Source organism: Kineococcus rhizosphaerae (assembly GCF_003002055.1).
GTDB classification, from domain to species: Bacteria; Actinomycetota; Actinomycetes; order Actinomycetales; family Kineococcaceae; genus Kineococcus; species Kineococcus rhizosphaerae.
Window position 1 is genome coordinate 172,772 of sequence record NZ_PVZF01000010.1, and the last position, 25,389, is coordinate 198,160.

The 25,389-nt window shown below is 73.1% G+C and carries 27 protein-coding genes and 3 tRNA genes; 21 read left to right on the forward strand and 9 right to left on the reverse strand.

Going from position 1 to position 25,389, the window contains the following annotated elements:
- Positions 1-67: 67 nt before the first annotated feature.
- From CLV37_RS19260 to CLV37_RS19280, 5 genes are all read left to right on the forward strand, one after another.
- Entirely contained in the window at positions 68-718 is a 651-nt protein-coding gene (locus CLV37_RS19260) for a TetR/AcrR family transcriptional regulator (protein WP_170127372.1), read from the forward strand.
- Positions 715-2,682: an acyl-CoA dehydrogenase family protein gene (locus CLV37_RS19265; RefSeq protein ID WP_106213430.1), complete on the forward strand. Its 1,968-nt coding sequence runs from the start codon at positions 715-717 to the stop codon at positions 2,680-2,682. Before CLV37_RS19260 ends, CLV37_RS19265 begins: the two co-directional genes overlap by 4 nt.
- A 115-nt stretch (positions 2,683-2,797) precedes the next feature.
- On the forward strand, positions 2,798-4,276 hold the full coding sequence (locus CLV37_RS19270; protein ID WP_106213432.1) for a GGDEF domain-containing protein: 1,479 nt from the start codon (positions 2,798-2,800) through the stop codon (positions 4,274-4,276).
- On the forward strand, positions 4,266-5,315 hold the full coding sequence (gene lplAB, locus CLV37_RS19275) for a lipoate-protein ligase LplAB (protein WP_106213434.1): 1,050 nt from the start codon (positions 4,266-4,268) through the stop codon (positions 5,313-5,315). The genes CLV37_RS19270 and lplAB overlap by 11 nt, the downstream gene beginning before the upstream one ends.
- Before the next feature lie 32 nt (positions 5,316-5,347).
- The gene (locus tag CLV37_RS19280; RefSeq protein WP_146149495.1) at positions 5,348-5,566 is read left to right on the forward strand and encodes a hypothetical protein; all 219 of its coding nucleotides are present in this window, start codon (positions 5,348-5,350) and stop codon (positions 5,564-5,566) included.
- Here the strand turns inward: CLV37_RS19280 and CLV37_RS19285 are convergent.
- Genes CLV37_RS19285 through CLV37_RS19295 form a run of 3 tightly spaced genes read right to left on the reverse strand, consistent with a single transcriptional unit; the run spans position 5,526 to position 8,189 of the window.
- Positions 5,526-6,470 (reverse strand): hypothetical protein, encoded by a 945-nt coding sequence (locus CLV37_RS19285; protein WP_106213438.1) that lies wholly within the window; start codon positions 6,468-6,470, stop codon positions 5,526-5,528. The genes CLV37_RS19280 and CLV37_RS19285 overlap by 41 nt on opposite strands.
- Positions 6,467-7,123: a MerR family transcriptional regulator gene (locus tag CLV37_RS19290; RefSeq protein WP_106213440.1), complete on the reverse strand. Its 657-nt coding sequence runs from the start codon at positions 7,121-7,123 to the stop codon at positions 6,467-6,469. Before CLV37_RS19290 ends, CLV37_RS19285 begins: the two co-directional genes overlap by 4 nt.
- 31 nt (positions 7,124-7,154) lie before the next feature.
- Positions 7,155-8,189: a LacI family DNA-binding transcriptional regulator gene (locus tag CLV37_RS19295; RefSeq protein ID WP_106213442.1), complete on the reverse strand. Its 1,035-nt coding sequence runs from the start codon at positions 8,187-8,189 to the stop codon at positions 7,155-7,157.
- 114 nt (positions 8,190-8,303) lie between these two features.
- On the opposite strand from CLV37_RS19295, the gene CLV37_RS19300 reads away from it, so the two are divergent.
- A complete protein-coding gene (locus CLV37_RS19300) occupies positions 8,304-9,491 on the forward strand; it encodes a phytanoyl-CoA dioxygenase family protein (protein ID WP_106213444.1) in 1,188 nt (395 codons plus the stop codon).
- A gap of 4 nt (positions 9,492-9,495) precedes the next feature.
- Here CLV37_RS19300 and CLV37_RS19305 read toward each other — a convergent pair whose 3' ends face one another.
- A complete protein-coding gene (locus CLV37_RS19305; protein WP_106213446.1) occupies positions 9,496-10,509 on the reverse strand; it encodes a LacI family DNA-binding transcriptional regulator in 1,014 nt (337 codons plus the stop codon).
- A gap of 152 nt (positions 10,510-10,661) precedes the next feature.
- Here CLV37_RS19305 and CLV37_RS19310 point away from each other — a divergent pair, with 152 nt between their 5' ends.
- Genes CLV37_RS19310 through CLV37_RS19335 form a run of 6 tightly spaced genes read left to right on the forward strand, consistent with a single transcriptional unit; the run spans position 10,662 to position 15,754 of the window.
- Positions 10,662-11,636, forward strand: coding sequence for an asparaginase (locus CLV37_RS19310; RefSeq protein ID WP_106213448.1), 975 nt, complete (start codon positions 10,662-10,664; stop codon positions 11,634-11,636).
- 31 nt (positions 11,637-11,667) lie between these two features.
- Positions 11,668-12,558 carry a polysaccharide deacetylase family protein gene (locus CLV37_RS19315; protein ID WP_106213450.1) on the forward strand — a complete coding sequence of 297 codons (891 nt, stop codon included), beginning with the start codon at positions 11,668-11,670 and terminating at the stop codon, positions 12,556-12,558.
- Entirely contained in the window at positions 12,555-13,889 is a 1,335-nt protein-coding gene (locus CLV37_RS19320; RefSeq protein WP_106213452.1) for an MFS transporter, read from the forward strand. The genes CLV37_RS19315 and CLV37_RS19320 overlap by 4 nt, the downstream gene beginning before the upstream one ends.
- Positions 13,886-14,668 carry an SDR family NAD(P)-dependent oxidoreductase gene (locus tag CLV37_RS19325; RefSeq protein ID WP_106213454.1) on the forward strand — a complete coding sequence of 261 codons (783 nt, stop codon included), beginning with the start codon at positions 13,886-13,888 and terminating at the stop codon, positions 14,666-14,668. Before CLV37_RS19320 ends, CLV37_RS19325 begins: the two co-directional genes overlap by 4 nt.
- Before the next feature lie 10 nt (positions 14,669-14,678).
- Positions 14,679-15,425 (forward strand): SDR family NAD(P)-dependent oxidoreductase, encoded by a 747-nt coding sequence (locus tag CLV37_RS19330; protein ID WP_211298782.1) that lies wholly within the window; start codon positions 14,679-14,681, stop codon positions 15,423-15,425.
- The gene (locus CLV37_RS19335; protein WP_106213456.1) at positions 15,425-15,754 is read left to right on the forward strand and encodes a hypothetical protein; all 330 of its coding nucleotides are present in this window, start codon (positions 15,425-15,427) and stop codon (positions 15,752-15,754) included. Before CLV37_RS19330 ends, CLV37_RS19335 begins: the two co-directional genes overlap by 1 nt.
- Here CLV37_RS19335 and CLV37_RS19340 read toward each other — a convergent pair.
- Positions 15,735-16,613, reverse strand: a complete 879-nt coding sequence (locus CLV37_RS19340; protein WP_106213458.1) for an alpha/beta hydrolase — start codon at positions 16,611-16,613, stop codon at positions 15,735-15,737. The two genes, CLV37_RS19335 and CLV37_RS19340, sit on opposite strands and share 20 nt — an antisense overlap.
- Positions 16,614-16,653: 40 nt before the next feature.
- Between CLV37_RS19340 and CLV37_RS19345 the strand changes: the two genes are divergently transcribed.
- A complete protein-coding gene (locus CLV37_RS19345; RefSeq protein WP_211298783.1) occupies positions 16,654-17,109 on the forward strand; it encodes a MarR family winged helix-turn-helix transcriptional regulator in 456 nt (151 codons plus the stop codon).
- Between the two features lie 37 nt (positions 17,110-17,146).
- On the opposite strand, the gene CLV37_RS19350 is transcribed toward CLV37_RS19345, so the two are convergent.
- On the reverse strand, positions 17,147-17,842 hold the full coding sequence (locus CLV37_RS19350) for an SDR family NAD(P)-dependent oxidoreductase (RefSeq protein ID WP_106213462.1): 696 nt from the start codon (positions 17,840-17,842) through the stop codon (positions 17,147-17,149).
- 102 nt (positions 17,843-17,944) lie between these two features.
- Here CLV37_RS19350 and CLV37_RS19355 point away from each other — a divergent pair, with 102 nt between their 5' ends.
- On the forward strand, positions 17,945-18,820 hold the full coding sequence (locus CLV37_RS19355) for a helix-turn-helix transcriptional regulator (protein WP_106213464.1): 876 nt from the start codon (positions 17,945-17,947) through the stop codon (positions 18,818-18,820).
- Here the strand turns inward: CLV37_RS19355 and CLV37_RS19360 are convergent.
- Complete coding sequence (locus CLV37_RS19360) at positions 18,756-19,799, reverse strand: PHP domain-containing protein (RefSeq protein WP_106213466.1); 1,044 nt, start codon at positions 19,797-19,799, stop codon at positions 18,756-18,758. The genes CLV37_RS19355 and CLV37_RS19360 overlap by 65 nt on opposite strands.
- 68 nt (positions 19,800-19,867) lie before the next feature.
- Between CLV37_RS19360 and CLV37_RS19365 the strand changes: the two genes are divergently transcribed.
- From CLV37_RS19365 to CLV37_RS19395, 7 genes are all read left to right on the forward strand, one after another.
- Entirely contained in the window at positions 19,868-20,980 is a 1,113-nt protein-coding gene (locus CLV37_RS19365) for a DNA topoisomerase IB (RefSeq protein ID WP_106213468.1), read from the forward strand.
- An 81-nt stretch (positions 20,981-21,061) separates the two neighbouring features.
- A tRNA-Glu gene (locus CLV37_RS19370) sits at positions 21,062-21,134 on the forward strand.
- A gap of 110 nt (positions 21,135-21,244) precedes the next feature.
- A tRNA-Asp gene (locus CLV37_RS19375) sits at positions 21,245-21,318 on the forward strand.
- A gap of 31 nt (positions 21,319-21,349) precedes the next feature.
- Positions 21,350-21,422, forward strand: a tRNA-Phe gene (locus CLV37_RS19380).
- 509 nt (positions 21,423-21,931) lie between these two features.
- Complete coding sequence (locus CLV37_RS19385; RefSeq protein WP_146149496.1) at positions 21,932-22,285, forward strand: hypothetical protein; 354 nt, start codon at positions 21,932-21,934, stop codon at positions 22,283-22,285.
- On the forward strand, positions 22,282-22,839 hold the full coding sequence (locus CLV37_RS19390) for a hypothetical protein (protein WP_106213472.1): 558 nt from the start codon (positions 22,282-22,284) through the stop codon (positions 22,837-22,839). The genes CLV37_RS19385 and CLV37_RS19390 overlap by 4 nt, the downstream gene beginning before the upstream one ends.
- Before the next feature lie 61 nt (positions 22,840-22,900).
- Positions 22,901-23,317 carry a hypothetical protein gene (locus CLV37_RS19395; RefSeq protein ID WP_106213474.1) on the forward strand — a complete coding sequence of 139 codons (417 nt, stop codon included), beginning with the start codon at positions 22,901-22,903 and terminating at the stop codon, positions 23,315-23,317.
- Between the two features lie 731 nt (positions 23,318-24,048).
- Here CLV37_RS19395 and CLV37_RS19405 read toward each other — a convergent pair.
- A complete protein-coding gene (locus tag CLV37_RS19405; protein WP_106213476.1) occupies positions 24,049-24,339 on the reverse strand; it encodes a hypothetical protein in 291 nt (96 codons plus the stop codon).
- A 98-nt stretch (positions 24,340-24,437) separates the two neighbouring features.
- Entirely contained in the window at positions 24,438-24,656 is a 219-nt protein-coding gene (locus CLV37_RS19410) for a type II toxin-antitoxin system Phd/YefM family antitoxin (protein WP_106213478.1), read from the reverse strand.
- Between the last annotated feature and the right edge of the window lie 733 nt (positions 24,657-25,389).

The following is a 25,389-nucleotide window of genomic DNA, read 5'->3' on the forward strand; positions in this document are numbered from 1 at the left end:
GCGATTGCTGCGAAGTTATCAGGTACTCGGGGTACCCGATACCCGTCGTCCGAGGTACCGTCGAACCGTGGACGTCATCGAGGACCAACCCGTCGCGGACGGCCGGACCACCCGGTGGGCCGAGCACCGTCGCCGCCGGCGCGAGGAACTCGTGACGGCCGCCCTGCGCGCGATCACGGCCAAGGGCGCGGGCGTCGGCATGGACGAGGTCGCCGCCGCCGCGGGCACCAGCAAGACCGTCCTCTACCGGCACTTCACCGACAAGGAAGACCTCTACCTCGCCGTCGCCGAGCGGGTGAACTCCCGGATCCTGCGCGAGCTCGGGCAGGCGTCGCGCACCGCCGGCGGGCCCCGCGAGGCCCTGGCCGCGATCATCGGTGCCTACGTCCACCTCGTGGAGGCCGATCCCGAGGTGTACCGGTTCGTCGTGCAGCACCCCTTCCTCGAACGTCCGCTGAGCAGCGACCCCGTGCAGCGCATCTCGGCCACCGTGGCCGACGAGACGGCCCGCACCATCACCGCGCAGCTGCGGGTGGGCGGGGCCCGGGACTCCTCGGCCGACCCGCTCGCCCACGGCCTCATCGCGATGATCCGCACGGCGGCCGACCGGTGGATCTCCAGCCCGGACCGCGTGCCGGCCGACACCCTCGTCCACGACCTGACCCAACTCGCCTGGGGCGGCCTCGCGGCCGTCCTCGCCCCGGAGGAGACCCCGTGACCACCACCGACGTCCGCCCGGAACTCCCCGCCGAGACCCCCTCGGACGCACCGCCGGACACTCCGCTGGACGTCGAGGTCCTGCGCCGCCTGCTCGACGGCCGGTTCGCCGACCTCAAGGAGCAGTTCCGCGCCCAGGCCCCCCTGTCCCTGTTCACCCCGACCGACGACCTGTCGACCCGCGAGCACCGCGACCTCACGCGGTCCCGGCTGCGCGAGCTCGCGGCGTGGGGCGGGCACGAACGCGGTTTCGCCTCCCGCTGGGGCGGCGGCGACTCCCCGGGCGGGCAGGTCGCCCAGTTCGAGATGCTCGGTTTCGGCGACGCCTCGCTGATGATCAAGTCGGGCGTGCAGTGGGGGTTGTTCGGCGGGGCCGTGCAGGCCCTGGGCACCGAACGCCACCACGCCGAGCTCCTCGGCCCGCTGCTGCGCCTGGAACTCGTCGGCTGCTTCGGGATGACCGAGACGGGGCACGGGTCCGACGTCTCCTCCATCGGGACGACCGCGACCTACGACCCGCAGACGCAGGAGTTCGTGGTCCACACCCCGGACCCGAGCTGCCGCAAGGACTACATCGGCGGCGCGGCCGAGGACGCCGACGTCGCCGTCGTGTTCGCCCAGCTCGTCACGGGCGGCGAGGTGCGCGGCGTCCACGCGTTCGTCGTGCCGCTGCGCCGCGACGGGCAGAACCTGCCGGGCGTCTGGCGCGGCGACGACGGCCGCAAGATGGGCCTGAACGGCCTCGACAACGGGCGGCTGGGTTTCGACCACGTCCGCGTCCCGCGCACCGCCCTGCTGAACCGGTACGCCGACGTGGCCGAGGACGGCACGTACTCCTCCCCCATCGCGAGCGCGAACTCGCGGTTCTTCACGATGCTCGGCGCGCTCGTCAAGGGCCGCGTCAGCGTGTCCGGTGGCGCCCTGTCGCAGACGAAGGTCGCCCTCGAGATCGCCCTGCGCTACGGCGCGCGGCGCACGCAGTTCAAGCGCCCGGACGGCGGGGGCGAGGTCGTCGTCCTGGACTACCTCGCCCACCAGCGCCGGCTGCTCGTCCCGCTGGCGACGACGTACGCGCTCTCGTTCGCCCAGGACGAGCTGATGGGCGAGATGGACGAGCTGCTGAAGGTCCAGCTCGCCGGCGAGGAGCCGGAGCCCACCCGGCAGCGGGCGTTCGAGACCCACGCCGCGGCGCTGAAGGTCGCCTCGACCTGGCACGCGACGCGGACCATCCAGACGTGCCGCGAGGCGTGCGGGGGCAACGGGTTCCTCGCCGACTCCCGGCTGCCGCAGCTGAAGGCCGACACGGACGTGTTCACGACGTTCGAGGGCGACAACACGGTCCTGCTGCAGCTGGTCGCCAAGGGTCTGCTGACGAGCTACGCGCAGCAGTTCTCCGACATGGACACCCTGGGCATGGCGCGGTTCGCCGCGCGCGACGCCGTCGTCACGTTCGCGGGGCGCAGCCCGGCCCGGTCGCTGGTCGCCGACGTCGTGGAGGCCGGCCGGGTGCCCGACGACCTGCACGACCGCGCCTGGCAGCTGCGGATGCTCGCCGACCGCGAGCGCCACGTCACCGAGTCCCTGGCGAAGCGGATGCGCAAGGCCCGCCAGCGGCCGGAGGCGGAACGGTTCGCGGCGATCGACGACCTGCAGGACCACCTCCTGCTGGCCGGGCGCGCGCACACGGACCGGATCGTCGCGGAGGCCTTCGCGGCGGCCATCGCCCGCTGCCCCGACCCGGCCGTGGCGGCGCTGCTGTCGGACGTGTGCGACCTGCACGTCCTGGCGCTGCTGGAGGCCGAGAAGGGCTGGTTCCTGGAGCACCGGCGGATGACGACGCTGCGGGCCAAGGCCATCACGAGCGCCGTCAACGCCCTGTGCCGCAAGCTGCGGCCGCGGACCGGGGAGCTGCTGGCCGGTTTCGGGACGCCGCGCGCGTGGCTGGGGTCCACCCTGGTCGGCTGAGGCCGTCCCGGCGCCGGGTTCCGGGACCGGTTCCTGCGAACGCGTCCCGCCCGCGGGCGGCACGTGGGAACGTGGGACCACGGAGGACGGTCCTCCTTCCCGGGAGGTGCTGGCTGTGGCCGCGGTCCACGGCCGCACCGTCGTGCTCGTCGCCTCGCTGACCGCGATGGCCGCCGTGTGGTGCGTGGCCGTGGCGACGCTGGCGGGGGCGACGAACTCGGCCGCCGTCGTCGTGGACGTGGCGGCGGCCGCCGTGCTGTGGGCGGTGGCGGCCTGGGCGCCGGCAGGCCGTCCGCGCTGGACGATCGGCCTGTTCGCGGTGTGGGCGACCGCGACCGCGGCGGGGGACTCCTGGTGGCTGGTGTCGTCCGGTTCCCCCGCGGTGGCCTACGCGCACGGGCAGTACGAACCGGCGGCCTCGGTGGCCCTGTTCCTGGCGCGCTACCCGGTGGGCGCGGCCGTCCTGGCGCTGGCCCTCGCCGGCCGCTCCGCGGGACGGGTGGGGCCGGGGACCTTCGGCCGTGCCCTGCCCCCCGTCCAGGCGACGGTGAGCGTCGCGGCCGCGGTGGCCCTCACCACCCCGATCGGGGGGTTCATCGCCGACGGCCGCCCGTACTCGCTGTTCTTCACGTTCGACGTCCTGCTGGCCGCGGCGGCGCTCTCGGTAGCGCTGCGCCCCGGGGCCTCCCGCCCGGCGCGCGCCGCGGCGGGGGCGGTGGTCGGGGTGTGCGCCGGGGACGGTGCGCTGCTGGTGGCGCTCCTGGAGGGCTCGGCGCTCGCCTCCGTCGTGGCCTACTCGGTCTCGCTCGCCGGGATCGCAGGGTGCGTGGTGGTGCTGTCGTCCCGGCGCGAGGAGCGGGCGGCGGGACTGACGCTGCCCCCGGCGGCGACGCGGCGCGGCGTCTGGCGCCTGCTGGTGCGGGTGGGCACGCGGTTGTTCCTGCCGGTGGGGGTCCTGGTGGTCTCGGTGCACCGGCTCGGCGGCGAGACCGCCCTGCCCCCGGTGCACCTGGGGCTGGTCACGGTGGCGCTGGGCCTGGCGCTGCTGGACGCGCTGGGGCACTTCGTCCGGGCGCAGCGGGACGAGGCGGCGGCCACGGCGGCGCTCCGCGACGAACTGACGGGAGCCTGGTCGCGGCGGGGTCTGGCCGAGGTGGTGGCGCACCTGCCGTCCCGCCCGGGCGGTTCCCCGCGCACGTGGGGCCTGCTGGTGCTGGACCTCGACGGGTTCAAGGCGGTGAACGACGAGCACGGGCACGCCGCCGGGGACCTCGTCCTGCAGGTCGCGGTGCGCCGGGTGGCGGCGGTCGTGGGCGGGCGGGGCGTGGTGGCCCGGCTCGGGGGCGACGAGTTCGTCGTCCTCGTGGAGGACGGGGTGGGCGACCTGCCGCACCGCCTGCTGGCGGCGGTGTCCGCCGGGGTGGACCTGGCGGACGGTTCGCGGTGCGCGGTGTCGACGTCCATCGGCGCGGTCGAGTTCGACGTCGCCGCCTGGGACGGCGACCTGGAACCGCTCCTCGCCGAGGCCGACCGCCTCATGTACCGCGACAAGCGGGGCGGGCACGACGACGTAGCCTTCCAGCGTGCATGGTGAGTACAAGGTCCCCGGCGGCAAGCTGGTCGTCGTCGACCTCGGCGTGGTCGGGGGCCGGCTCGCGGACGTGCGGCTGTCGGGCGACTTCTTCCTCGAACCCGACGAGGCCCTGGAGGCGATCGACGCGGCGCTGACGGGGCTGCCGTCGGACGCGGACGCGGCCGAGATCGCCGGCCGGGTCCGTTCGGCGCTGCCCCGGGACGCGGTGCTGCTGGGTTTCACCCCCGAGGCCGTGGCGACGACGGTGCGCCGGGCGGTCGGGGGTGCGACGGGGTGGCTGGACCACGACTGGCGGTTCGTGCACACGGGGCCGCAGTCCCCGCAGACGCACATGGCCCTGGACGAGGTGCTGACCCGGGAGGTCTCCGCGGGCCGGCGCGGTCCGACGCTGCGGGTGTGGGAGTGGGCGAGCCCGGCGGTGGTCCTCGGCAGCTTCCAGTCGCTGGTGAACGAGGTGGACGGTGAGGCGGCGCAGCGCCTCGGGGTCGAGGTGGTCCGGCGGGTCTCCGGCGGCGGGGCGATGTTCGTCGAGCCGGGGAACACCATCACGTACTCCCTGTACGCCCCCGGTTCCCTGGTCGAGGGGCTGAGCTTCACCGAGTCCTACGCGTTCCTCGACGACTGGGTGCTGGTCGCGCTCGGGGACCTGGGCGTCAAGGCGTGGTACCAGCCGATCAACGACATCGCGACGGAGCAGGGCAAGATCGCGGGCGCGGCGCAGAAGCGGCTGGCGGACGGGACGGTGCTGCACCACGTGACCATGTCGTACGACATCGACGCGGCGAAGATGCTGCAGGTCCTGCGCATCGGCCGGGAGAAGCTGTCCGGCAAGGGCCTGGCGAGCGCGGCCAAGCGGGTGGACCCGTTGCGCCGGCAGACGGGCCTGCCGCGCGAGGAGGTCATCGACTCGATGGTGGCGACGTTCCGCCGGCAGTACGGCCTGACGGACTCGGCGCTGAGCGAGGCCGAACTCGCGGCGGCGCAGGACCTGGTCGATGCCAAGTTCTCCACCCCGGGGTGGATCGCCCGGATCCCGTAGACAGCCCCCGGTCGCACGCGCACACTCGGTGGATGGAGGGCCGGGTCGAGCACGGGGTGCCCACCGGCGTCGTCCGCGACGCCGACCGGTCCGGCCGCGCCCTGCGCGTGACGACCCACCCCGAGGCGGGGCGGGTCGTCCTGTCGACGTGGCAGGACGCGACGTGCGTCTCGACGGTCCGGCTCGACCGGGCCGAGGTGGTGGAACTGCTCACCGCCCTCGGCGCAGCGCTCCTGCCGCCACAGCGCTGAGCACGACGACTCCCCCGACGGCCACGGCCAGGACGATCGCCGAGGGCCGCAGCAGCGGCTGACCGAGCAGGGCCTGGACGGTGAGCAGCGCGACGAGCCCGGCGTAGCCGAGGCTGCCGACGGCCACGAGCCGGAACCGGACGGCCTCCTCGCGCAGCGCCTCGACCCGCCGGCCGAGCAGTTCCAGCGCCAGCAGCCCCAGCGGGATCACCTGCAGGGCGTGCAACCCGACGAAGTGCCCGATGCGCAGGTCGCCGCCGGTGGTGCTCCAGCCGAGGAACGGCAGCCCGGGGCCGCCGTCGGGGACCCCGACGGCGTGCGCGCCCACGACCCCGCGCGGGTCGGCGAGCTGAGCTGCCGTGGGCGACGTCATGAGGAACGCCAGCGCCATCCCGACGAGCCCGAGCAGCACCCCCGCGCGGACCGCGAGGGTCCGGGCCCGGTCGGGCAGCGGGGCGCGCACCACCAGGAGCCCGATGACGAGGGTCGTGACCCACACGACGGCGATCGAGGTGCCCATGAGCGCCCACAGCGTGGCGTGCAGGGGCGTGGAGACGTTGAAGTGGCTCGTCGTGCCGGTGGCGGCGGCCCAGAGGATGACCGCGATCTCGATGGCGAGGCCGACGACGGTGACGAGGGCCGCGGCGGCGGCCAGGCGGGGCCGGCGCAGCCCGGGCAGGCCCACGAGCCAGGCCATCGTCAGGGCGTAGATCCCGATGGACAGGGAGAACTTGAGGGGTTTGAACCAGGCGTCCTGACCGAGGACGGGGTGGGGGTCGACGACGGCGAGGACGGCGACGACGACGCTGAGGACGGCCGTCGCCGCGGCGAGGCCGAGCAGCGGGCGGTTCCACCGCGTCGGGGTCGGGAGGGTGAGGGCGGGACGGGCGGTGAGGGTGCTCACGAGCTGTTCCCTTCGGGAGGTGGTCCGTAGCGGCGGCCGGCGGCGTTCTGCTGGGCGATGCGCCGCAGGCCGGCGAGGAGCTGGTCGCCGAGGACGGTGCCGACGACGACGGTCTGGGCCGCGCTGGCGCGGTCCCGGCCGGCGCGGGCCGCCTCGACGGCGTCCGAGACGGCGTCGAGGTCGGCGTCGGCGACGAGGTCCGCCGCGCGGGCGTAGGCGGGCAGGACGGATTCGAGGTCCCCGCGGCCCACGGCGGCCCAGCCGTCGAGGACGGCGGCGGCGGTGCGGACGCCGGGGTTGCCGGGGTGGACGTGCCACCCGTGGTCGGCGGCGAGGGCGGTGATGCGCTCGACCGAGGCCCGCGAGGGCGGGGCGACGGGTTGCGGCAGGGCCTGCTGGGCGGTGCCGAGGACCTCGTTGAGGGGCAGGTCGGGGGCGTCGACGGCGGTCAGGACGGCGGCGGTCGCCGCGACGGACAGGCCGCCGACGTCGATGAGGGAGCGGATGAGCCGCAGCCGCTCGAGGTGGGCGTCGGTGTAGTCGGTCTGGTTGTAGCCGGTGCGTTCCCCGGCGGGCAGCAGGCCTTCCCGGGCGTAGTACTTGATGGACGCCGGGCTGACCCCGCTGCGTTCGCTGAGCTCCGAGATCCGCACATCGACAGTTTCACTATCGATAGCTTCGCTGTCAATGGTCGTCGAGCAGCCCCGCCGGCTCGTTGTACGGCGTGATGACCTGGATCTGCGACGGCCGCGAACTGGGGCGCCCCGGCAGCGCCCCCTGCACCTGCATCACGGCCCGGCACACCCGGCGCACGTCGGCGCGCAGGTCGTGGTGCAGCACGGCCGTCAGCCGCCGCTCGCGCAGCAGGACGACGTTGTCGGCGTCGAGGTCGTGGGCCACGAACCCCCGCGGCACCCGCCCCGCGTCGTCGAACGCGGCGAGCACCGCTCGGTTCCCGCCGCCCGCGGAGTACACCGCGTCGATCCCCGGTTCGCCGGCCAGGACCTGCGCCACGGACGCGCGGGTGGAGTCCTCCAGGCCGTCACCGCCCTCCACCACGTGCACCGGGACCCCCGGCGCGAGCTCGCGCAGCGCCGCCCGGAACCCCTGTTCGCGGTCCCCCTCCCCGCGGAAGGTGCTGCGGCTCAACGAGACCAGCACCCCACCCGAACCCGGCGCCACCGCCGTCAGCAGGTACGCGGCCGTGGCCCCCGCGGCCCGGTCGTCCATCCCCACGTAGGCCACCCGCCGGCTCGCGGGGACGTCGGTCACGAAGGTGACGACCGGGATCCCGCGCTCCTCCAGCCGGGCCACGGCGGCCACGACCGCCGGGTCGTCCGGGGCCTTGAGCAGCACCCCGCTCGACCCCCGGCGGCCGACGCCGTCCAGGACGTCCGCGAGGTCTGCCGCGCTGCCGTCCTGCCGGAAGTGGAACCGGGCGCGCACGACCGCCGGGCGCAGGGTCGGCAGCTCGGCCTCCAGCGCGGCCCGCACGGCCCGGGAGAACCGGTCCGGGGCCAGCACGACGAGGTCGACGAAGAACGTCGCGCCGCCCAGCCCCACCTGCGAGGCCTGCCGCTGGAGGTCCGCGATGGCGCGGTGCACCTCGGCCACGGTCCCGGCCCGCACCCCGGCGCGACCGTGCAGCACCCGGTCGACCGTGGCGGTGCTCAGCCCGGCCTGCTGGGCGATCTCCCTGATCCGGTACGGGTGGGCCACCGCTGCTCCTCCGCGCTGATGCGTTCTTGATGCGTCCACGATGCCACCGGCGCCTCGTGCCGGGCTACGGTCGGAGAGCGCCCCGCCACCCGCACTCTCGACGAGGAGAACCCCATGAGCGCCCCGACCACCGCCCGCCGGACCCCGATCCGGTTCCGCGAGAGCGACTGCGACGTCAGCGCGTTCGCGCGCCTCGTCGAGCGCACCACGGACCTCGCCGACTGGCCGCACGCCGCCGAGGTGCAGCAGGACGTGCTGCTCTACGACGCGGCCGCCGTGCGCGCCGCCGTGGCCGCCGACCGCGAGGCCGTCGAGGCCGAACTCGTCCGCGCCCTCACCGACGGCCCCGGCGTCGTGGTGTTCCGGGGTGCGTTCGACGACCTCGACGTCGTGGACCGCGTCACGGCGGTCTTCGACGCGATCATCGCCGACGAGAAGGCCGACGGGACCGCCAAGGGCGACCACTTCGCGAAGGCCGGTGCGAACGACCGCGTGTGGAACGCGCTGGAGAAGCTCGCCGTGCGCGACCCGGAGGCGTTCGTCGACTACTACGGCAACGACGTCCTCGCCCTGGTCTCCACCGCGTGGCTGGGCCCCGGCTACCAGGTCACCTCCCAGGTCAACCTCGTGCGCCCGGGCGGCAGGGCCCAGGACCCGCACCGCGACTACCACCTGGGGTTCCTGTCGAACCCGGTCGCGGCGCGCTACCCCGCGCACGTCCACCTGCTCTCCCCCGTCCTGACCCTGCAGGGCGCCGTGGCGCACAGCGACATGCCCGTCGAGAGCGGGCCGACCCTGTACCTGCCCTACTCCCACCAGTACCCGCAGGGCTACCTCGCGTGGCGCCTGCCGGAGTTCAAGGAGCACTTCGCGGAGCACCACGTGCAGCTGCCGCTGGCCAAGGGCGACGCCGGGTTCTTCAACCCCGCCCTGTTCCACGGCGCGGGGACCAACGTGTCCGCCGACGTCCAGCGCTCGGCGAACCTCCTGCAGGTCTCCTCGGCGTTCGGCCGCGCCATGGAGACCGTCGACCGGGTGAAGGTCGCCAAGGCCGTCTACTCGGCTCTGCTCTCCCGCAAGCGGTCCGGGGCCACCGCGGAGTTCCTGGCGAACGCCGTGGCGAGTTCGACCGAGGGGTACCCGTTCCCGACGAACCTCGACCTCGACCCGAACGTCGGCGGCCTCACCCCGCTGTCGCAGACCGAACTGCTGCACCGGGCGCTGGCCGAGGAGTGGTCCGGCGAGCGGACGGCGGCCGAGCTCGACGCCTACGCCGGCCGGCGCAGCACGGCCGCGATCTGAGGCCTCACCGCCGGTGCGTCCCGGACGACTCGCGGGCGACGAGTTCGGGACGCAACCGCAGTGAGCGCACGGGACTGCCGGCGGCCCGCGCCAGCAGGCGCGACATCCCCTGGCGCCCCATCTCCACCATGGCCGAGCGCACCGTCGTGAGCGGGACGGGCAGTTCGGCCGCGATCGACACGTCGTTGTAGCCGACGACCGCGACGTCCCGGCCGACCTGCAGACCGGTCTCGCGCAGGGCGCCCATCACCCCGATGGCGTTGAAGTCGTTCACCGCGAAGATCGCCGTCGGCCGGGGCCGGGCGGCGAGCAGCCGCAGGGCCGCGGCGTGTCCGCTGGGGACGTCGTAGGGACCGCGCACGACGAGGTCGTCCGGCACCGGGTGACCGGCGGCGGCGAACTCGGCCCGGAAACCCTGCGTGCGCTCGACCCCCGTGCTGGAGAAGGGCTGCCCCGCGACGACGCCGACGTGGCGGTGGCCCAGCTGCAGCAGGTGCCGCGCCGCGAGCCGGCCGCCCGCCAGGTCGTCGGTCGTGACCGACAGGTGCCCACGGCTGCGTCGCGAGACCAGGACGTACGGCAGCCCGCGCGCCGAGATCTCGGGCAGCAGGTCGTCCTCGAGGCGGGCGTCCCCGAGGACGAGCCCGTCGACGCGGCGGTCCAGCAGCGCCGCCAGCCGACGGCGACGGACCTCGGGGTCGTCGGAGGTGTTCGCCACGAAGGTCTGGTAGCCCGCCTCGGCGGCCGTCGCGTCCAGCCCCTCGTAGATCGTCGCCAGGACGATGTCGGTCAGGCGCGGCACGAGGACGCCGATGAGCCCGCTGCGCCGGGTCCGCAGGGACGAGGCCGCCGGGTCCGGCCGGTACCCCAGCTCGGCGGCCACCGCGCGGACCCGCTCGACGGTGCGCGCGGAGATCCCGGTACCGGCGCCGAGGGCGCGGGAGGCCGTCGACGGGTGGACGCCGGCCGCGGCCGCGACGTCCGCGAGCGCTGCCGGACGGGGACCGCTGGTGTTCACCGCTCCTGTGTACCCGATGGACGACGACCACCGGTCCACCGGCCCTCGTGTTAATTCCACGTTGCGGGGGTTGTGGCGCCGAAATCGATTGCGTACGGTTGCCGCAATCGATTTCGAAGGACATCGACGTCCTCTCGCGGAAGGGTCCGGACGTGCCCCTGCAACTCATCGCCACCGGCGGGACCATCTCCAGCACAGGCGGTCTCGGCCACCTCGAGGCCCGGCTGGGCGCGCAGGACCTGCTGGCCACCCTCGGCGGGGGAACCACCGGCGGGGACGTGCGCACCCTCGACCTCACCACCGTCGTCAGCTCCGCGCTCACCGGCGCCGACCTGCTGCGCCTGCACCGCGCGGTGCGCGCGGCGCTGGACTCCGGCGTCGACGGCGTCGTGGTCACGCACGGCACCGACGCCATGGAGGAGACGGCGTTCCTGCTCGACCTCCTGCACGACGACGAGCGCCCCGTCGTCCTGACGGGCGCCCAGCGCGCCGCCGACGCCGTCGGGCCCGACGGCCCGGCCAACCTCGCCGCCGCGCTGCAGCTCGCCGCCGACCCGGCCGCCCGGGGCTGCGGGGTCCTGCTGGCCTTCGACGGCGAGGCGTACGCGGCGCGCGGGGTCCGCAAGGTCCACACGGTGCGGGCGGGCGCCTTCGCCGCCCCGGGCCTGGGCCCCACGCACCGGATCGCCGCCGGCCGCGTGGACCTGCTGCACCGCCCCCTGCGCGCGAAACCCCGCACCCTGCCCGACGACGTCGTCGACCTGCCCCGCGTCGACGTGGTCGGCACCCACCTCGGCGCCGACGCGACCCTGTTCGACGCCGCCCTGGCGGCTGGCGCCCGCGGCGTCGTCGTGCAGGCCATGGGGGCGGGCAACACCCCCCCGGCGGTCACCGAGGCCGTGCTGCGGGCCTGCGGCGCCGGTGTTCCCGTCGTCGTCTGCTCCCGGGTCCCCGAGGGCCCGGTGGCCCCCGTCTACGGCTCCGGCGGCAGCGCCCTGCAGCGCGGCGGCGCCGTCCTGGCCGGCGACCTGTCGCCCTGGCAGGCCCGGACCCTGCTCGCGGTCGCCCTGGCCGACGAGCCCCACGACCCGGTCCGCGCGTGCGCCACCGCGTTCGCCCGGCCCTGAACCCTCCCCTCCCCCTGGAAAGGACACGCACATGGCCAAGGAGATCTTCGTCGCCTTCGGCACGGACGTCGACGCCGTCGGCGGCTGGCTGGGCTCCTACGGCGGGGCCGACTCCCCCGACGACATCTCCCGCGGGATCTTCGCCGGCGAGGTCGGCGTCCCCCGGCTCCTGGAACTCTTCCGCCGCTACGACCTGACCCAGACGTGGTTCTGGCCCGGGCACTCGGTGGAGACGTTCCCCGAGCAGTTCGACGCGTGCGTCGCCGCCGGTCACGAGATCGGGGTCCACGGCTACAGCCACGAGAACCCCATCGCGATGTCCCGCGAGCAGGAGGAGACGGTCCTCGACCACTGCATCGACCTGATCTCGGCCCGCACCGGGAACCGCCCGACCGGGTACGTCGCCCCGTGGTGGGAGTTCAGCACCGTCACCAACGAGATCCTGCTCGACCGCGGCATCCGCTACGACCACTCCCTGATGCACCGCGACTTCACGCCGTACTACGTGCGCGTCGGCGACAGCTGGACGCCCATCGACTACGACAAGCCGGCCGGCGACTGGATGAAGCCCCTCGTCCGCGGCACCGAGACCGACCTCGTCGAGATCCCCGCGAACTGGTACCTCGACGACCTGCCGCCGATGATGTTCATCAAGTCCAGCCCGAACAGCCACGGGTTCGTGAACCCCCGCGACATCGAGCAGATGTGGCGCGACCAGTTCGACTGGGTGTACCGCGAGAACGACTACGCGGTGTTCACCATGACGATCCACCCGGACGTCTCCGGCCGTCCGCAGGTCCTCATGGCCCTGGAGCGGCTCATCGAGCACATCAGCGGCCACGCCGGGGTCACCTGGACCACGTTCGACGCCATCGCCACCGACTTCACCTCCCGCTTCCCGCGCACGGACGTGACCGCGTGAGCGCGCCGACGACCACGAAGGTCGAACCCTGGAACCGCACGATCACCCCGCGGACGCTGCTCGCGGTCTCGCTCGTGTGCTTCCTCGCCTGGGTGTTCTCGGTCTACGACTACACCCTCTTCGGCACCCTCCTGCCGGTCATCGCGAAGGACTTCGGCTGGTCCGACGCCTACGCCGCCGGGATCAACACCTGGGTGACGGTCGGGGTGTTCCTCGTCTCCCTCGTCGTCGGCACCCTGCTCGACCGGTTCGGCCGCAAGCGCGCCCTGATCATCACGGTCATCGGCGCGGCCATCTCCTCCGGTCTGACGGGGCTGGCCGCGGGCGCCGTCTCGCTCGTCCTGATCCGGGCGTTCTCCGGGTTCGGGGCCTCCGAGGAGGTCGTCAACGCGGTCTACCTCAACGAGGTGTACGCCAAGGCCAAGCGCCGCGGGTTCATGTACAGCTTCGTGCAGTCCGGCTGGCCCGTCGGCGCCCTCGTGGCCGCCGGCCTGACCGCGGTCATCCTGCCGCACCTGGGCTGGCGCTGGACGTTCGTCGTGGCCATGGTCCCGGCCGTCCTCGTCGCGATCGCCGCCTCGCGGCTTCCGGAGTCGCCCGCGTACGCGGCGCTGAAGGAGGTCCGCCGGCTGCGCGAGGCCGGGGACGACGCGGCCGCCGGCGAGCTCGCCCGCGCCCACGGGCTGTCCGACACCGACCACCGGCCCTCGAAGGTCCGCGACGTCTTCACCCCGGAACTGCGCCGGCACACGATCTGCCTGGCGCTGGCGTGGCTGTTCAACTGGATGGCCATCCAGGTGTTCTCGGTGCTGGGCACCAGCGTCCTGACGAGCGCCAAGGGCTTCAGCTTCGACAACTCCCTCGTCGTGCTCGTCCTGGCGAACGCCGTCGGGTTCTGCGGGTACATCTTCCACGGCTGGGTCGGGGACCGGATCGGTCGCCGGACGACGATCATCGCCGGCTGGAGCGTCGGGGCCGTCGTCACCGCCGCCATGCTGCTGGGCCCGGACTCCAGCGCCTGGGTGATGGTCACCTACTCGCTGTCCCTGTTCTTCCTCACCGGCCCCTACGCCGCGCTGCTGTTCTACATGGGTGAGTCGTTCCCGGCCCAGGTCCGCGGCATGGGCACCAACGTCGCGCACGTCATGGGACCCGTGGGCGGGATCGCGGGCTCGGCCCTGCTGACGGTCCTGCTGTCCGCGGGCACGGGCATGCGGACGGCCGCGCTCGTCACCGGGTCGGTGTTCATGCTGCTGTCGGGCGTCGTGATGCTCGGGACCCGCGGCACCGGCAACCGCACCGTCGAGGTGGAGCAGGAGGCGCACGCGTGAGCAGCAGGGACGACGGGCTCGAGGGCAAGGTCGCGGTCGTCACCGGCGGCGCCAGCGGGATCGGGCGGGCCTTGGCCGTCGCCTACGCGCGCGCCGGGGCGCACAGCGTCGTCGGCTTCTTCCCCGGCGACCCGCACGACGTCGGCGACACGGTCGCGGCGGTCGAGGCGGCGGGCGGGCGCTGCCTGCCCGTGCCGGTCGACGTGGCCGACGCGGCCTCCGTCGACGCGCTCGCCGCCGCCGCGCACGAGGAGTTCGGCCGCCTCGACATCGGCGTGGCGGCTGCGGGGATCCTGCGCCGCGCGCCGCTGGCCGAGCTCGACGACGCCGCGTGGGACGCGATGCTCTCGGTGGACCTGACCGGGGTGCTGCGCACGTTCCGCGCGTGCGCCGGGCGGATGGACGGGCCCGGCGCCCTCGTGGCGGTGTCCTCCATCGCGGGCGGGGTCTACGGCTGGGACGACCACGCCCACTACGCGGCCGCGAAGTCCGGCGTCCTGGGGCTGTGCCGGTCGCTGGCGGTGGAACTGGCCCCCCGCGGGATCCGGGTGAACTCGGTGATCCCGGGCCTCATCGAGAGCCCGCAGTCGCTGGACCCGGTGAACTCGCTGGGACCCGACGGGCTGGCGGCGGCCGGGGCCTCCATCCCGCGGGGCCGGGTCGGGACCGTCGACGAGGCGGCCCGGGTCATCCGGTTCCTGACGAGCGAGGACTCCGCGTACGTCACCGGCCAGAGCCTGATCGTGGACGGCGGCCTCACGGTCCGCTGGCCGAGCTGAGGAGGAACGCGTGCAGTTGCAGGGGACGTTGCACGGGAGGACAGCCCTGGTCACCGGGGCGGCCAGCGGCATCGGGAACGCCATCGCCCGGGCCTACGCGGCCGAGGGTGCCGCGGTCGTCGTCCTGGACCGGGACGCCGAGCGCGTCCAGGCGGTCGCGGCGCAGCTCGGCGCGGCCGGGGCGCACGCGGTCGACGTCACCGACGCCGACGCGACGAAGGAGGCCGTCGACGGGGTCGTCGCCGCGCACGGCCGGCTGGACGTGCTGGTGAACTGCGCGGGGATCCTCACCGAGGTCCCGCTGGTGGAGATGGACGTCGCCACCTGGGACCGGATGATCGACGTGGACCTGCGCAGCGTCTTCCTCATGACCCGCTGGGCCGCACCGCACATGGTGGCCCAGCGCTGGGGACGGGTCGTCAACGTCGCCTCCCAGCTCGGTCTCAAGGGCGGCGAGTCGCTGACCCACTACAGCGCCGCGAAGGCCGGGGTCATCGGGTTCACCAAGGCCGCCGCCCGCGAACTCGCGCCCCACGGCGTCCTGGTGAACGCCATCGCCCCGGGCCCGGTGAACACCCCGCTCGTCGACGGGCTGAGCCCGGACTGGAAGGCGGCCAAGCAGGCCGAACTGCCGCTGGGGCGGTTCGGGGACCCCGAGGAGATCGCCCCGACGGCCGTGCTCCTGGCCAGCGACCCCGGCGGCAACCTCTACGTCGGCCAGACCCTCGGCCCGAACTCCGGCGACGTGATGCCCTGATGTGCGGTGCGTGCGGGACCGGGCAGGTCCGGGCCCCCTGGGAGGCGGCAGCGGGCAGCGGTCCCCGTGACCTCCTGGCCCGGGCCCGCGCGCTGCAGACCCTGCTCGCCGGGTTGCGCTGGCGGGTGGCGCCGTGGGGCCCGTCGGGTTTCACCGTCACCCGCCCCACGGGCGGGACGCTCGTCGCCCCCGACCTCGACACCGTCACGGCCGCCGCCCTGCGGGCCGGCTGGGTCCCGCCCGCCACGACGGGTTCCTCCCCCGGCGACCCGGCCGCCGACCTCGTGCTCGCCTCGGCCCGCAGGGTCCTCAGCCGAGCCGCTGGGTGAGGAACAGCGCCGCCCGGTCCAGCGCCTCGTCGGCCTCGTCGAGGACGCCGGCGTAGGACTGGAAGACGTGCGGGACCCCGGCGGTGACGTCGAGGACGACGTCGGCGCCGGCGTCCCAGGCGCGCCGGGCCAGCCGGACGGAGTCGTCGAGCAGGATCTCGTTCGTCCCGACCTGCAGGAGCACCGGCGGGAAACCCGTGAGGTCCCCGGTCACCGCAGCGGCCAGCCGCGGGTCGGCGGGGTCGGCGTCGCCGACGTACAGCCCGCCGAGGTACCCGATCTCCCCGGGGGACAGCACGGGGTCGAGCGCGGCGCGCGTCGTGAAGCTCTCACCGCTGCGCGTGTAGTCGAAGGCGCCCGAGAGGCTGACGATCCCCGCGGGCAGCGGCAGGCCCGCCGCCCGCAGGGACAGCGTGGTGGACACCGTCAGCGCCCCGCCGGCGGAGTCCCCGGCCAGGGCGACGGGTCCGTAGCCCAGCAGGTCCCGGTAGGCCGCGACCCCGTCCTCGACGTCGGCGGGGAACGGGTGCTCCGGGGCGAGCCGGTAGTCCAGGGAGTACGCACGGAACCCGGTGCGGGCCACGAGGTTCGCGGTGAGCGACAGCGCCGTCTCGGGGGAACCGAAGACGTGCGAGCCGCCGTGGAAGTACAGGACCGTGCCCGGCCGGGGGTCCCTCTCACGCTCGACGAGCAGGGCGCGCCGGCCGCCGAGGGTGGTCTCGCCGGTGCGGACCCCGCCCGGGACCCGCATGGTCGCCATGAGGGCGACGAAGTCGGCCCGGATCTCCTCGATCGTCGCGGGCCGGGGACGCGGGGTGCGCAGGGCGGTGTCGACGGCCTGGCGCTGCTGGACGCTCACGGGGTCTCCTCGGAGTTTGGTTGCCGCTACAGTAGCTTCCGTGGCAACCAATATACATGCCGAGGCAACTGCCTTCTTCCGCGACCTCGTCCACGTCGAGACCCGGCTCTACAACGCCCTCGACGAGCACCTCAGGGAGCGGCACGGGATCGTGACCTCGCAGCTGTGGTTCCTGCAGCACGTCCGCGACCACCCCGGGACCCGCGTCGTCGACCTCGCGAACGAGTTCGTCGCCGGGGTCGGGGCCGCGAGCAAGGCCGTCGACCGGCACGAGCGGCACGGCTGGCTGCGCCGCGTCCCGAACCCCGCCGACCGGCGGTCCTCCGTGCTCGAGCTCACCGGCACCGGCCGGGAGCTCCTCGACGCGGCCGAGGTCTCCTGCGGCGACCGGCTCGCCGAACTGCTCGGGGGCAGGGACGTCGGGGCCGCCGCGGGACTGCTCGCGGACCTGCGCGCCACCCTCGGGCGCGACGGGGTGGGGACGCCCGCGGGCTGAACCCCACCCCCCGGATCACCCGGCGATCACCCGGCGATCACCAGGAGACGACGCCGTGCCGGTCCCGGAACTGCCCCGTCGGGCCGTCCGCCCCGATCGTGGCCAGTTCCACGATCGCGTCGGTCCCCTCGGTCACCGTCTGGGGCCCGCCGTGCCCGTTGAAGTCGGTCGCCGTGTACCCCGGGTCGGCGGCGTTGAACTTCACGTCCGGCAGCGCCTTGGCGTACTGGGTCGTCAGCATCGTCACGGCCGACTTCGACGAGGTGTACAGCGGGGCGGGGAACGTCGACTCGACCCGGTCGGGGTCGTGGGTCGCCGCGAAGGACCCCATCCCGCTGGACACGTTCACGACGACGGGGTTCTCCGCCCCGCGCAGCAGCGGCAGGAACGCGTGCGTCACCCGCACGATCCCGAACACGTTGACGTCGTAGACGGCCAGCGCGTCGGCGGCCGTCAGCTCGTCGGCCGGCACGTGCGGGCCGGGGACCCCGGCGTTGTTGATCAGGACGTCGATCGCCCCCTCGTGCGCCGCGACGTCGTCGGCCGCGGCCCGCACCGAGGCGTCGTCGGTGACGTCGATCCGCACGAACCGCGCGCCGAGGGCGTCGGCCGCGGCCTGCCCCCGCTGCGGGTCGCGGGCGCCGACGATCACGGTGTGCCCGGCCTCGATCAGGCGGCGGGCGGTCTCGTAGCCGAGGGACTTGTTGGCTCCGGTGATGAACGTGGTGGTCATGGCCCCACCCTGCGCCCGGGCACCGGCCCCAGCCAGTGCCCCCGGCGACGGTGGGACGGGCAGTACCAGGCTCCCGCCCCGCGACCGGGGCACGATGGGGACGTGGAGACCCTCGGCACCGCCCTGCGCCGCTGGCGCGACCGGCTCTCGCCCCTGGACGTGGGGCTGCCCGGGCGGGCCGGGCGCCGGGCGGCCGGGTTGCGCCGCGAGGAGCTGGCCGACCTGGCCGGCCTGTCGGTGGACTACGTGGTGCGCCTGGAGCAGGGCCGGGCGACGAGCCCCTCGGCGCAGGTCGTCGCCTCGCTGACCCGTGCGCTGCAGCTGGACCGGGCCGAACGCGACCACGCCTACCGCCTCGCCGGGTTGCTGCCCCCAGCGGACGGGACGGTCTCCCACCACGTGCCCGCCGGGGTGCAGCGCGTGCTGGCCCGGCTGCAGGAGTTCCCGGTCGGGGTGTTCGGCGCCGACTGGACGTTGCTGTCGTGGACGCCGGCGTGGACGGCGCTCATCGGGAACCCGGCGGGGCTGGAACCCGGGGGCCGCAACCTGGTCCGCGCGGTGTTCACCGAGGGCCCCGACGGCCTGGCGCGCTGGCCGGTCCGCCACGCCGACGCCGGGCTGCCGGCCGCGCTGGTCGCGGACCTGCGCACCGCGCTCGTCGACCACCCCCGCGACCGGGGCCTGCACGACCTCGTCGAGGAGCTGCGCCGGGACAGCCCCGAGTTCTCCCGGCTGTGGGACTCCGGCGCCGTGGGGCGGCACGTGTCGTCCCGCAAGACGATCGAGCACCCCGAGGTCGGGGACGTGACGTGCGACTGCGACGTCCTGACGACCCCGGGCTCGGACGTGCGGCTCGTCGTCTACAGCGCCGCGGCGGGTTCGCCCGACGCCGAGAAGCTGGAGTTCCTGCGCGTCACGGGTGGGCAGCTCGCCGGCGCGCCGTCCAGTCCAGCACCCGCTGCGCCTCCCACGTCGTGACGACCCGCTCGGCCGGGACCCCGCACTCCTCGGCGCGCGCGCACCCGTAGGGCTGCCAGTCGAGCTGCCCGGGCGCGTGCGCGTCGGTGGACAGCGTGAACAGGCAGCCCGCCTCGACGGCCCGGCGCAGCAGCGCCCGTGGCGGGTCGAGGCGCTCGGGGCGGGCGTTGATCTCCACCGCGACGTCGAACTCGACGCAGGCCGCGAACACCGCGTCGGCGTCGAACTCGCTGGGCGGGCGCCCCTTCTCCCCGACGCGCCCGTGGCCGCCCGTGACCATGCGCCCCGTGCAGTGCCCCAGGACGTCCACCCGCCCGGACCGGATCGCGGTGAGCATCCGCCGCGTCATGGCCTCGGCCGGCATCCGCAGCTTGGAGTGCACCGAGGCGACGACCACGTCCAGGCGGGCGAGCAGGTCCGGCGGGCAGTCCAGGACGCCGTCGGTGCCGATGTCGACCTCGATGCCGGACAGCAGGCGGAAGGGTTCCAGCGGCCCGGCCAGGGCGGCGATCTGCGCGAGCTGCTCCTCCCGGCGCACGCGGTCCAGCCCGTGCGCGACCTTCAGTCCCTCGGAGTGGTCGGTGACGGCGAGGTACTCGTGACCGAGCTCGGCGGCCGTGAACGCCATCTCGGCCAGCGGGCTGCCCCCGTCGCTGGCGTCGGTGTGCGCGTGCAGGTCCCCGCGCAGCTGCGCGCGCAACCCCTCCCCGCCCTCCACGAGCGGGCCGGCGGCGGCCTCCAGCGCCGCGAGCCGGTCCGGGGTGCCGCCGGCCGCGGCCTGGGTGACGATCTCGGCGGACGCCTTCCCGACGCCCTTGAGGTCGGCGAGGGTCCCGGCCGCCAGGCGCGCGTCGAACTCGTCGGCGTCCAGGGCCAGCAGGGCCGCGGCGGCCCCGCGGAACGCCTGGACCCGGAAACTGCTGGCTCGTTCGCGTTCGAGCAGGAACGCGGTGCGCCGCAACGCCTGCACGGGGTCCACGGGGAGTTCCTCCAGCCTGCCGGACGCGTCGGGGTGCGGGGTCCGGAACCACTCTGCACCATCGAGGTGTGCCCCGCCTGCGCCGCGTCTCGGTCTCCTCACCCGGTTTCTCCCGGCGCCGGCGCGGCACGGGCTGGACCTACCTCGACACCGCCGGCGACCCCGTCGTCGACCCCGTCGTCGTCGCCCGCGTCGACGCCCTGGCGATCCCGCCGGCCTACACCGACGTGTGGATCTGCCCGTACCCGAACGGCCACCTGCAGGCCGTCGGCACCGACGACCGCGGCCGGCGGCAGTACCGGTACCACGAGCAGTGGCGGCGCGAGCGGGACCGCGCCAAGCACGACCGCGTGCTGGAGGTCGCGGCGCGCCTGCCTGCGGCCCGCGAGCGCGTGGCCGCGCTCCTGGCCACCGGCGGCCTGACGCGCGAGCGGGTGCTGGCCGCGGCGTTCCGGCTCCTGGACCTGGGGTTCTTCCGCGTCGGCGGGGACGGCTACGCCGAGGAGAACGGCTCGTACGGCCTGGCGACGCTGCGGCGCGACCACGTCCACCGGCGCGGGGACGACCTGGTGTTCTCCTACGTCGCCAAGTCCGGCAAGGACCGCGTCGCGGTGGTCCACGACCCCGCGGTCGGCGACGTCGTGCGCGCCCTGAAGCGCCGGCGCGGGGGCGGGGACGACCTGCTCGTGTGGAAGCGGGCCGGCCGCGGGGGCTGGCACGACGTGACGGCCGACGACGTGAACGGGTTCCTGCGCGAGCTGATGGGTCCCGACGTCAGCGCGAAGGACTTCCGCACGTGGCACGCGACGGTGCTGGCGGCCGTGGCGCTCGCGGTGTCGCTGCCCGCGGCCGGGACGCCGACCGCCCGCCGGCGCGCGGTGGCGCGGGCCTGCGCGGAGGTCTCGGAGTACCTGGGCAACACCCCGGGCGTGTGCCGCAGCAGCTACGTCGACCCGCGGGTGATCGACCTGTTCGGCGACGGGGTGACGATCGCACCCGCCCTGGAGGACCTCGGCGCCGGTGGCTTCGGCCACCCCGCCACCCACGGCGCCGTCGAGCGGGCCGTGCTGGACCTGCTGCACACCGACCCCGACGCGGTCACGCGCTCGATCGCCCGTGGCCGGCGTCCCGTCGTGGCCTCGGACCGGTTGTCGGTGCCGGGGGCCGGCCGGGCGGCCTGAGCGGCGCTCCGGCGGGTGTCTGCAGCATCCTGCCGCGTCCCCTATGCTGGACGGGCTCCGGCACTCGTGTCGAAGCGCCACGCCCTCATCGTTTAGTGGCCTAGGACGCCGCCCTTTCAAGGCGGTAGCACGGGTTCGAATCCCGTTGGGGGTACGCAGGGGACGTCCGGTCCGGAAGGTGGTCACGACCACCCCGCAGGATCGGGTAAGGTTCTGCAAGCAAGGCCGCGAGGCGAGCAAGACAAGCAAGAAGGCTTCATCTGAGGCCCCGTAGCGCAGTTGGTTAGCGCGCCGCCCTGTCACGGCGGAGGTCGCGGGTTCGAGTCCCGTCGGGGTCGCTCGTCGTGCCGGTTCACTCCGGCCCGGCACGGCCAGGTAGCTCAGTTGGTAGAGCGTCCGACTGAAAATCGGAAGGTCAGCGGTTCGACCCCGCTCCTGGCCACCTGGCTTGACCTGCATCTTTCTTCTCCTCCAGCTTCTGACCTGCAACGATGCATCGAAGCACACGACACTTGGCGTCTTCCAAGTGCCATGTACGACAACCTACGCCGCAGAACGTCTGCAGAACGAGCGCAGAGCAGCTGCATCCCCTGAGCGGACTGGGTCCCCGTGTAGATGATCCCTGACAGGGACCTTCACCACGACCTGACGAGGCCTCGACGGCCCTTGCGCCACGACGCTCCCCCCGGCGCCCTCACTCCCGTCTCAGGCCCTGCAGCCCCTCTTACGGCCTCCCTCCTCGGGAGGCCGGGTCCGTGCCGCAGAGGGCCTCCTAGCCTCGCCCTACTCCGTCTGGGTGCTCCTCCCCAGACTCCGGGCCTCGCATCGACCCGGGGATGCTTAACCGCGACCCCACCCTCCCTAGCTACAGTCACTTCCAAGATTTTTTCCCGGTTGGTCGATGAAGGTGAGCAAGCAGTGGCGAGGGGCGACTCCAGGTCGCGGCAGGCGATGATCGAGGACGGAACGCTGCTGCTGACCGAGCTGGCGCGGCAGCGCTCGTCCATCGACTACTCGACCTTCAACGACCGCGTGTGCGACGGCGCGCTCGATCTGACGAACGCCAGTCACCGGAACGAGCTCGCAGCCCTGCTCGGGGACATCTCCCGACAGTCCGCACGGGAGCACGACGTCATGCTGACGGCCCTGGTCCACCTCAAAGGTCATCGCATGGACGTCGGGACGGGCTTTTATAGCCTGGCCCAAGAGCTGGGGCGGCTCCCTGTCGGCGCGAACGCCGAGCTTCGCTCCATCCGACTCGGTCACGAGATCGAGAAGGTCTACACCTGGGCGGCCCACGCGTGAGCGATGGCCCCAGCACCTGGCACGTCTCTGATCCGACCCAGAAGGTCGCCATGAAGGCGGCCAAGGAGGCCTGGGTCACAGCCGTGATCCCGATCCTTGAGAGCACTGCCGCGCGATACGGCGGATACATCACCTACGGCGCCTTAGCCGAACGCTTGTTCGAGGAGACCGGATACCGCACCACACAGCAGCTGAACTACTGGATCGGCGACGTCCTCGGCACCGTCCAAGACGACACCAAGGCAGACGGGCGACCTCCGTTGTCGTCACTTGTGGTGTACGCAACGGGCGGGGTCGGGCCGGGCTACAAGAACCACAAGCACGACTCGAAAGAGCTCACGAGCGAGACCGAGAGACAGCAGGCAGCAGCCGTGGACCGGCTCGCCTGCTACCGACGCTACTGCCGTGATCTTCCGCTCGACGCTGCACCGCAGATGACGGCGCTGTGGGACGCCAAGCACACACGACGAGCGCAGCCGACTCCCCCGCCGGCGCAGGTCTGCCCGGAGTGCCGCATGACCCTGCCCGCCACGGGACTGTGCGACTGCACGTAGTCGGCGCCACAAGCGCGCGCATCCGATAGTCACAGTGGTGCGCTGCCCCTACGCTCCGGGCATGTCGCCTGCCTGGTTCCCTGTTGTCCTTCTCGGCTTGGTCGTGCTTGTGGCCCTGTGGTGGGTCGCCATCGTCACTTGGACCCGTCGCCCGATGCGGGGGACGAGCGGCGCGCAGGAGCGACGCAATGACGGCAGCCTCACTCCCGCCGCCCTGGAGAAGTTGATCCACGAAAACACCCGCCTTGGCACCAAGCCGGACCGGAACACGGACCTCGGCTGGCTCTGGGACCAACAGCAGAAGGATCAGACCAAGCTTCTCGATCTTCAGGCGAAGCTGAACAGTGAGCGCATCCGCGTCACCAACCTGTCCCAGGAGCTGAAGACCACGCAGGATGTGCTGGCCGATGCGGTGCAGCGTCTGCAGGCACTGGAGGCCAGTCAGCGCGGCTCTCGCTTGCGGTCGTTGCTGCGCTAATCCGTCCGATGGCCTCTGCACGGGTGGTGCGCGGCCGTCTGAGTCAAGCAACCACCGGACCTGCCCGACGACCATCTGGTGACCGTTCGTCTCCTCCCCACCGAGCCCCGGGACATGGTCCCTTCGGCCGTGCGTTGGGCACGTGCCGTCTTATCGGACGTCGCGGCCGTCCCCCGGTCGGTGATGCCACAGCCATCGCGGTCATCCTTGACCGCGGTGGTGTGGGTGCTGGCCGCAGCCGCCGACTTTGAGGATCGGATCCCGGCTGATCACACTGCGGCCATGTTGGCCGCTGAGGCCGGCGTGGGGTCTCGAGTGTGGCAGAAGCGCAGTGCGTGGTTGCGTGAGCACGGGTGGCTCGCTCATGGCGACGCCGGCGTGCGGGACGGCTGACAGCTACAGGAGCGAGCGTGAGATCTGATTCTCACAAGACGCGTCATCAACACGGCCTGCCTGCCGCCCACCGTACCGGGGCACCATGGACCCCTCAGGAGAACGCCGAGCTGGCTGCCTGCGGCGACGACGATGCGCTGGAAGCGTTCGCTTTCTGGTGGGCGCAGTCATTCCTGGCTGTCGAGCAACGTCGCAAGCGTCCGCGGTCGACGGTCCAGCGGACGGGTACTGGGTGGGTGTGAGCACCGGCTATAGCCGGCGGGCGTTAAGCCCACTGGAGTGACTGCGGCCAGCTTCTGATGCAGCGGACGGCCGCTGGTCAGACCGGCAGCTTACGCTCAGCGACGATGACCGAACCGGCGGGTGCTTCGCCGCGCGGGAGCTGCTGCGGGCTTGGGCGCCTCTGCATCAGAGGCGAAGGTCCAGCCGACGATGTGATCGAGCACGAGGGTAATGAGCGAAGAGTGCGCGTCCGCCAAGACGAGCAGCTGCTCATCGACGTGGTTGACGCGGCCCACTTGCGCACGCTGTTGCCCGGCGCTCCACACCTCGACGGCGATGTCTGTGCGCTTATGGCGCTGGAGGTCGGCCACGATGGCTTGGCGGGTCAGATCTGCGATCAAGGTCATGACAGAGAAGATGCCTGCAGGCTGCTCCCACCGCCACCCTTAGCTTCTGGGGAGTCAAGGAGCCAAACGCCTTCGTGAATCGCCGCTAGCAGGTTGACTTAGTCCTTCTCGTCTCCTTCGCTCTCTCCCTCATCGCCAAGCTCGTGTGACTCGGCCCCAAGCGTGTCGACTACCCGCTCATACTCGGCCATCGAGATCAGAGCAGCTACCGGCTTGCCGTGCCGGGTCAGCAGGATCCGGTCACCTGCGTAGCTGACGCGGCTCACGAGGTCCGACAACGCTGCGCGCGCTTCAGTCACGGGCACCTTCTCGATCATCTAGTTCATGGTAGGAATGTACATAGTAGTCAAAACGTACATACTGACTACTCATGCCCACTGCCTGCGTCGCCCATCGACTGGAGCACCATGACCATCAGCTACTGCACCCACGACGGCTGCAAGCGTCGCGTCGCTCGTGAAAGCCTGTGCGAGAGGCACTGGAAGGTGCGGGCTCGACAGCGCACCCCCAAGTGCACCTTTGAGCAGTGCGAGAACCACGCTGCCCTCCACTCGAACGGGCTGTGCAGCGGACACGAGCAGCAGCGACGCCGCGGGGTCAAACTTCAGCCGCTCCGTCAACGACTGAGACGAGGGACTCCCTGCGCGGTGGAGGATTGCTCGTCAGCAGCCCGTGCCCGAGGGCTGTGCGGCGAACACTTCGTGGAGACCTACCCGCTGCCTGACTCCGCGACGGTCGACTGCGTCCGCGAGGGCTGCTCCAAGCCGTCGAAGGCCCGAGGCCTGTGCGCCGGTCACCACACCGAGTACTCCCGAGCGATCGCTGCGGAGTGCTCCGTCGACAATTGTGCCGCCCCGGTGTGCGCCCGGAGTCGCTGCAACCAGCACTACAAGGAGGACCTAGCGCGCGAACGCGGCCTGTGCTCCATTGCCGGGTGCTCTAACGGGATCCACCGGGTCAAGTCCACTGAGGTGGTGTACGACGTTCGCTGCGTGATGCTCCGTGTGGTCAGGCCGTCAAGGCCTGCATCGTGATGTCGGAGTTCACCTC

Excerpts from the sequence above, each read along its gene's own strand:
- CLV37_RS19280 (WP_146149495.1), top strand. The coding sequence starts at position 5,348 with ATGGAGGGCCGGGTCGAGCACGGGGTGCCCACCGGCGTCGTCCGCGAC.
- CLV37_RS19300 (WP_106213444.1), top strand. The coding sequence starts at position 8,304 with ATGAGCGCCCCGACCACCGCCCGCCGGACCCCGATCCGGTTCCGCGAG.
- CLV37_RS19315 (WP_106213450.1), top strand. The coding sequence starts at position 11,668 with ATGGCCAAGGAGATCTTCGTCGCCTTCGGCACGGACGTCGACGCCGTC.
- CLV37_RS19335 (WP_106213456.1), top strand. The coding sequence starts at position 15,425 with ATGTGCGGTGCGTGCGGGACCGGGCAGGTCCGGGCCCCCTGGGAGGCG.
- CLV37_RS19350 (WP_106213462.1), bottom strand. The coding sequence starts at position 17,842 with ATGACCACCACGTTCATCACCGGAGCCAACAAGTCCCTCGGCTACGAG.
- CLV37_RS19385 (WP_146149496.1), top strand. The coding sequence starts at position 21,932 with ATGATCGAGGACGGAACGCTGCTGCTGACCGAGCTGGCGCGGCAGCGC.
- CLV37_RS19395 (WP_106213474.1), top strand. The coding sequence starts at position 22,901 with ATGTCGCCTGCCTGGTTCCCTGTTGTCCTTCTCGGCTTGGTCGTGCTT.
- CLV37_RS19405 (WP_106213476.1), bottom strand. The coding sequence starts at position 24,339 with ATGACCTTGATCGCAGATCTGACCCGCCAAGCCATCGTGGCCGACCTC.
- CLV37_RS19410 (WP_106213478.1), bottom strand. The coding sequence starts at position 24,656 with ATGATCGAGAAGGTGCCCGTGACTGAAGCGCGCGCAGCGTTGTCGGAC.